This is a genomic window from Streptomyces sp. NPDC041191, assembly GCF_055591945.1.
In genome coordinates, this window is the sequence record NZ_JBVIZC010000025.1 from 1 (window position 1) to 6,428 (window position 6,428).

The window sequence follows — 6,428 nt, forward strand, 5'->3', positions numbered from 1 at the left end:
GGGAGAACGGCACCGCCCGTGATCACGGTCCCGTCGGCCGCCAGAGGGCCGGACCCGCGCTTCCGGCACGCCGACGCTCCTCCGCCGCCTCCGCCCCTGACGTCGAGGCCCGGTTCACGGTCCGCGCCAGACGTTGGCGAAGGCCGCGCTCTCGATGGTCCGCCTCTGGCGTACGGCCTCCAGCTCCATCACGGCGTCGTGGACGGCGGCCACCACGACCGTCACCGCATCGTCGCCGGGGTCGGGCTCGCCCCCGTCCCGTTCGTCACCGTCACCGTCACCGACGCCCACGGCCGAGGCGAGGGAGACCAGGACGGGCTCTCCCTCCTCCCAGCGGTCGGCCGCCCGGCGGCGGGCGGGCGTGTCGACCGGTTCCACGCGCTCCGGACCGAAGGACAGCAGGCCCCCGTGCTTCCGTTCCAGCTCGCCGTCCTCCTCCAGAGCGGTCTGGTACGCGGCCGAGAGGTCCCGGCCCCGTCGCCAGAGCCAGTCCTCGATCCGCTCGCGGGGCGGTCGCGAGGTGAGCAGTGCCAGGGCCTCGGCCAGGAGCCGGTCGTCCGGCGCCGACGAACCGCCCGGCACGATCCGGTCGTCCTCCACGGTCACGGCTCCCGCGCCGATGAGGTCGACCAACTCGGCCCCCGCGAGCGCGAGCGACAGGTCACCCTGGCCCACGGCGCGCTCCGGCCCCCGGTCCATGGCGGTGATGAACAGGTCTTTCGCCGTGGTCATGAACGGCTCCCCTCGGAGGCATCGGCGGAGGCCCGGTTTCCCGGGCCGCGTCCGGTCCCACCGCCGGGACCACGCTCGAAGCCCGCCCGGCGGCGGGGCGGTTGTCACGACCAGTATCGCCGGACGCCGTCCGCCACCGCAGGGTGGTCCCGTCGAGAGCGCGGCCCCGGACCGGGACACCACGTCGCGCCCGGGGACGGGGCCCCGTTCCCCCGGGGCTCCGCGAGGCGCGTCTCCGTGCGGCGCAAGTCCGCCCCGCTTCCGCACCGCTCCGGTCGACGGGGTCTCGTCCGCTCTTGGAACCCTCCTCGGACGTGATTTTCTCTGCCGGTTCGGCCCGCCACGACCCACGCGAGGCGCTGAACCGCCGGAGAAGACGGGGCCGAGGCGGAGACCCGTGATCACTTTCCGGCTTTCACGGCCTTCGCGATCCGCAGGGCGGCCCGGTCGGGCGTGAGACGTGTGGTGTCGACGACCTCGGCCTCGTCGTGCAGCCACGTACGAGCCGCCTCCGCGTAGGGCTCGAGGTGGGCGAGACGGAACGGTGAGTCGGGGCCGGTGACGGTGTCGCCCGCGATGCGGGCGCGAAGGGTCTCCCGGTCGGCATGGAGGACGAAGTGCCGTACCGGAATCGCGTGCCGGGCGAGACCGGAGCGGATCTCGCGCCAGTACCGCTCGATCAGGACGGTCATGGGAATCACCAGGGTGCCGCCGGTGTAGTCGAGGACGTGGCGGGCGGTCTCGACCACGAGCGGCCGCCACGGCGGCCAGTGCTGGAAGTTGTCAGTCGCGGGCAGTCCCGGCGAGATGTCCATGAGCGTCTCGCCGACCTTCTCGGCGTCGAAGACCCGTGAGTCCGGGATCAGCCGCTGCACCAGCGTGCTGGTCGTCGTCTTGCCCGCGCCGTGGGTTCCGTTGAGCCATACGATCATGGCCCGACCCTATTCTTCCGGGTCAGGAACGCTGTTCGAACACAGGACGAGACGACCCGAGGGGCTCGTCCGCGGTTTTGGTCCGGACGCGGAACTCGGGGCCGGTGGTTCAGGAGCAGGTGGATGAGGCCGACCGGGACTTCCCCATCGGGTCCGGTGAGCGACTTCTCGCCTTCCTCGGTCCGGGGTCAGGAGAAGACGGGCCCCGTCGCGTTCGCGGCGACGGCCGCCGCCCCGATCAGGCCGGCGTCGAGGGCGAGCCCGGCGGGCACCACCGGGACGTCGCGGGTGAAGTCCAGCACGGCGTACGACGTCAGGTGGCGGCGCAGCGGCGCGAAGAGCGTCTCGCCCGACTGGGCGACCCCGCCTCCGATCACCACCAGATCGAGTTCGACGAGCGCGGAGGCGGCGGCGACGGCCGCCGCCAGGGCCCGCCCGGCCCGGTCGAAGGCGGCGAGCGCCCCGGGGTCGCCCGCGCGGGCCGACAGGGCGACCTCCCGGGCGGAGGCGGGGGAGCCCTCCGGGGGAGTCCAGCCGGACTCCAGGGCGTGGGTCGCGATCGCCGTGCCGCTGGCGTACCGCTCGACGCAGCCGCGCGCCCCGCACGGGCACACCGGCCCGTTCTGGTCGACGGTGATGTGGCCGATGTGGCCCGCGTTGCCCGTCCTGCCCGCGTGGACGTTCCCGCCCAGCACGAGCCCGCCCCCCACGCCGGTGGAGACGACCATGCACAGGGCGTTCGCGACCCCCTTCGCGGCTCCCGTCCAGTGCTCCGCCGCCGCCATCGCGACGGCGTCCCCGACCAGTACGGGGCGCAGGCCCGGAGGCATCGCCGGATGGCTCCGCACCCGGTCGACGAGGGGGAAGGCGCGCCAGGCGGGGATGTTCACCGGGCTCACGGTTCCCGTCGCGGTGTCCACGGGTCCCGCGCTGCCGATCCCGAAGCAGGAGAGCGCGGTCCACGCCGGGTGCGCCGCCAGGTCGTCGAGGACGGCGGACACCGCGACCATCAGCGAGGCGGCCGGTTCCCGGGCGGGGGTGGGCCGTTGCGCCCGCGCGACCAGGCGCCCTCCGGTGTCGACGAGGGCTCCGGCGATCTTCGTGCCCCCGATGTCCAGTGCTCCGTACACCCTCACGCCCGACCTCCCGGAACGAAACGAACAGCGGAAACCCACTGTGCACGGCCTATGACAACGTTGTCTAGCCACGTGGTCCGGTTCAGCCGGCGTTCAGTGAGGAGGGGACGGACGCCCCGGCACCCCCGCCCGCCGGCCCAGGTTCCCGCCGGGGCCGCCGACGGCCGTACCGGCCGGGGTGGTACCGCCGTGAACACGAGGCCGTCCCGGGGCTGTCGGCCGTCGTCCGGGACGTGCACAATCAACCGCATGGTGACCACCGTGAGCGCGCCGCCCGGGCGCGACACGCCCGCGCGCCTCGCTCTCGGGTTCCTGACGGGCGGTGTCATCGGTGCGTCGCTGGCCGGCTTCGTCGCCGGCTGCGCCACCGGGAGGGCGCCGCTGATCGTCGCGAGTCTGGCCCTGCCCGCGGCCTGCGGACCGGTCTTCTTCCTCGCCGGCGCGCGGCGCCGCGCCCGGGAGGCGGCCGTCGCGCCCCGCACGGCGCTCGCGGTGATCGAGAGCATGGAGGCGACCCAGGGCGAGGACAGCGACGTACCGGTGCGGTTCGTGCTGACCGTCGTGCCGGACGAGGCGCCCGCGTACCGCGTGGAGATCCGGCAGGAGGTCCACCGCTCCGAACTCCCCGACCACCGGCCGCGCGGCACCGTGGTGGTCGAGTACCCGCCCGACCGCCCGTGGCGGGTGCGGATCGTGAGGCGGCCGACGCCCCGGTGGGAGGACCGGGCCGCCGCGACCGCCCTGGACCCGGTGGCCGGTCCGGTGCTGAAGAGCGAGAGCCCGGAGGGCTGCGCCGGTGGTTTCCTCACGCTCCTGGGGCTCCTGCTCGGCGCGGCCGTCGTGGTCCTGTCGCTGTCGCGCGCGGACCTGCTCGGCTCCGGCACGGACGGCGCCTCCCCCGAACCGCCCGCCCCCGCTTCTTCCTCCTCCTCGACGTCCACGGCGGTCGTGACCTCGGCGATCGGCACGGTCGTCCCGGGACAGGGCCGCTCGATGCTCGACCGGGGCGAACTGCGCAGAGCCGTCGACTCGCTCCTCGAAACCGGGAACCACCACCGGGCCCTCACCGTCGTCGTCCAGGAGCGCCTGCTGACGGTCGTCTTCGCGCCCGGCGGCACCCCGACCCCCGGATTCGACCCGCGCTCCCTGCCCTACGAGCGCCTCCCCGCCCTGGTCGAGGAGGCCGGGACCCCCCTCGGTGTCGGCGCCCCGCGGACCTGGCAGATCACCGTCGACGGCGTCACCGGCGCGCTCGCCCTCCGGGTCACCGTGACCGGTGACGGTGGCACGGGCTCACTGGAGGCGGACGGCCGGGGGAAGGTCCTGCGGCGCACCGGCGGATGATCCGAGAACTCGTGGAAGGGGGACGCGTGGACTGGCACGACTGCCTGACGCTGTGGTGCGTGGCCTGGGGCGCGGTGGCGCTCGCCGGCTACGGACGGTCGCTGGCCGGGGTGACCGGGGCCCAGCGCACGGTCCGCCTGACGGGCCGGATCGTACGGGTGCGCGAGCCCCGGCACGGCGGGTCCCGGAAGGGCGGGATAGCGGTGGTCGTCTCCTACCGTGATCCGGCCACCGGCCAGGAGGTCACCGTGACGAACGACGGCGACCGGGGTGAGTCGATCACCGTGGCGTGGGCGGGCCGGGAGATCGGGGTCAGCCACCCGCGCGGCAGGCCGCACGCCCACCGCTTCTCCCGTGCCCCCGAGCGGCCGAGCCGTGGACTCGCCCTGCCGAACTTCGCCGTCTTCCTGGTCTGCGCCGGCCTGGTGGCCCTCACCGCGATCGACCGGGGCTGGCCCTGGGCGCTGATCGGTTCCGGCGGGCCGCTGGCCGTCGTCACCGCCGCCCACCTGCCCGGGACCGTACGCGCGGGCCGCCGCCGTGCCGGCCGGCTGGCCGCGATGGACGCCGTCCGGGGCCGGATCGTCGCGGTGCTCAAGGACGTCGACACCGACGCGGACGGCTGCACCTCCACCACCCTCACGCCGGTGGTGTCCTTCACCACCCGCGAGGGCACGGTCGTCACGGCCCACTGCACCTCGTCGTTCCCGGACCCCGAGGACGCGTACGGCCGTGACGTGACGGTCCACCACACGCCCGCCGACCCGGCCGACTTCACCCTGGACCCCGCGGCCGAACGCCGTTGGGGAAGGCGTGACGTGGCGATTCACGTCGTCGTGGTCCTCGTCCTCGCGGGGGTGGCCGCGGTGGGGGCGGTCCTCCTGCGGTGAGCCCCGGCGGGGCCGCGCGCACCCGGAGCGGGCTCGAAACCTCCGGACGTTCCGGCACGACGGGAACAGGGCGGGGCGCCGGGGGCAACCTTGGGGAGGAGGTGCGAGTCTCCTGAACGGTCACTCAGGTGGCCGGAGACACAAGGAGAGCATCATCACCGCCATACGCAAGACCCTCACCGCCACCGCAGTCGTCGGCGCCGTCCTGGTGGGCTCGGCCGCCTGCGGCACGGCGGAGCAGATGTCCGCCGGAAAGAAGCTGGACCAGGCATTCGAGAAGCTGGGAAAGAAGACGTCGGTCTCCTTCGAGCTGGATCTGGACGCCGACGCGAAGACCCTCGGGCACCTGGACGCCGAGTCGGATCCGGAGCCCGGCGAGGAGATCCCCGACGAGCTCGCCGAGCTGATCAGCGGTGCGAAGATCAGCTTCACGGTGGAGTCGCTGAAGCCGCTCGACGAGTCCGGGGAGAAGGACTTCGTGGGGATGGCCATGAAGGTCAGCAACCCCTCCGGAGACCTTTTCGAGTACCGGGTCATCGGTGACGACGTCTACGTCCGGTCCGACGCCGACGCCCTCGCCAAGGCGACGGGCTCCCCCCTGCCGCCCGTCGACGAGCTGCCCCCGGAGGCCAAGGGCCTCAAGAAGGTGCTGGAGGGGGAGTGGGGCAGGTTCAGCACCCGGGAACTGGAGAAGGTGGGCCGGGAGATGGGCCGGGCCGACCAGGGCGACGGCGGAGCGCCCGGCTCCGGGCCGTCGCCGGAGACCTCGCTGGACGCCGGAGCCCAGAAGAAACTCCTGGAGGCCCTGCGCGGGGTCGTCGCCCGTGAGGTCGGCTTCAAGACCTCCGGGAGCAAGGACGGCACCGAGCACATCACCGCCACGGCTCCGTTCCGCACGCTGGTCAGCAAGATGGTCGGCCAGATCCGCCCGCTCGCCGAGGACCTGCCGCCCGGCATGGACCTGCCCTCCGACGCGGACCTGCGGGACGCCCCCGACGCCGAGGTCGCGGCCGACTTCACGCTCAAGAACGGTGAGCTGACCGAGGTGTACGTCGATCTCGCCAAGCTGGCCGAGAGCGCCGAGGTCAAGAAGTTCGGGCTGGTGCTGAGGGTGGGCGCCGGCACCAGGCCCACGGCCCCGGCCGGAGCCACCGAGCTGAATCTGGAGGAGATCATGGGCGGCTTCGCCGGAGCCCTGACGGGCGACGGGAAGCCCGGCGGGGCCGGTTTCCCCGACGGAGGCGCCGAGGAGGGTGTCGAAGAGGACTCCGCCGAGGGCACCGCGTAGGCACGGGCGGGTCCGGGGCCGGCGCGTGCGTCCGGGTGCGTCCGTAGCCTGCCCTGCGCCGGCCCGTGGCCCGTGGCGGCGCGTGCCGCTCGTGGTCGTCCGGGCG

General features: G+C 74.0%; 6 protein-coding genes. 3 read left to right on the top strand and 3 right to left on the bottom strand.

What is annotated here, in order from left to right; genetic code table 11:
* Positions 1 to 114 precede the first annotated feature (114 nt).
* The 3 genes from ACZ6AQ_RS28760 to ACZ6AQ_RS28770 form a co-directional block, all read right to left on the bottom strand.
* Positions 115 to 732: a GOLPH3/VPS74 family protein gene (locus ACZ6AQ_RS28760; protein ID WP_468763684.1), complete on the bottom strand. Its 618-nt coding sequence runs from the start codon at positions 730 to 732 to the stop codon at positions 115 to 117.
* 401 nt (positions 733 to 1,133) lie between these two features.
* Positions 1,134 to 1,664 carry a P-loop nucleotide/nucleoside kinase family protein gene (locus ACZ6AQ_RS28765; RefSeq protein WP_468763685.1) on the bottom strand — a complete coding sequence of 177 codons (531 nt, stop codon included), beginning with the start codon at positions 1,662 to 1,664 and terminating at the stop codon, positions 1,134 to 1,136.
* 188 nt (positions 1,665 to 1,852) lie between these two features.
* Positions 1,853 to 2,800: an ROK family protein gene (locus tag ACZ6AQ_RS28770; protein ID WP_468763687.1), complete on the bottom strand. Its 948-nt coding sequence runs from the start codon at positions 2,798 to 2,800 to the stop codon at positions 1,853 to 1,855.
* Positions 2,801 to 3,049: 249 nt separating this feature from the next.
* On the opposite strand from ACZ6AQ_RS28770, the gene ACZ6AQ_RS28775 reads away from it, so the two are divergent.
* The 3 genes from ACZ6AQ_RS28775 (at position 3,050) to ACZ6AQ_RS28785 (ending at position 6,322) form a co-directional block, all read left to right on the top strand.
* Positions 3,050 to 4,144, top strand: a complete 1,095-nt coding sequence (locus tag ACZ6AQ_RS28775; protein WP_468763689.1) for a hypothetical protein — start codon at positions 3,050 to 3,052, stop codon at positions 4,142 to 4,144.
* 26 nt (positions 4,145 to 4,170) lie between these two features.
* Positions 4,171 to 5,034, top strand: coding sequence for a DUF3592 domain-containing protein (locus tag ACZ6AQ_RS28780; protein WP_468763690.1), 864 nt, complete (start codon positions 4,171 to 4,173; stop codon positions 5,032 to 5,034).
* Positions 5,035 to 5,275: 241 nt separating this feature from the next.
* On the top strand, positions 5,276 to 6,322 hold the full coding sequence (locus ACZ6AQ_RS28785; protein ID WP_468763691.1) for a hypothetical protein: 1,047 nt from the start codon (positions 5,276 to 5,278) through the stop codon (positions 6,320 to 6,322).
* Positions 6,323 to 6,428 lie beyond the last annotated feature (106 nt).

Coding starts and splice junctions, on each gene's coding strand:
- ACZ6AQ_RS28760 (WP_468763684.1), bottom strand. CDS start 732: ATGACCACGGCGAAAGACCTGTTCATCACCGCCATGGACCGGGGGCCG.
- ACZ6AQ_RS28765 (WP_468763685.1), bottom strand. CDS start 1,664: ATGATCGTATGGCTCAACGGAACCCACGGCGCGGGCAAGACGACGACC.
- ACZ6AQ_RS28775 (WP_468763689.1), top strand. CDS start 3,050: ATGGTGACCACCGTGAGCGCGCCGCCCGGGCGCGACACGCCCGCGCGC.
- ACZ6AQ_RS28785 (WP_468763691.1), top strand. CDS start 5,276: ATGTCCGCCGGAAAGAAGCTGGACCAGGCATTCGAGAAGCTGGGAAAG.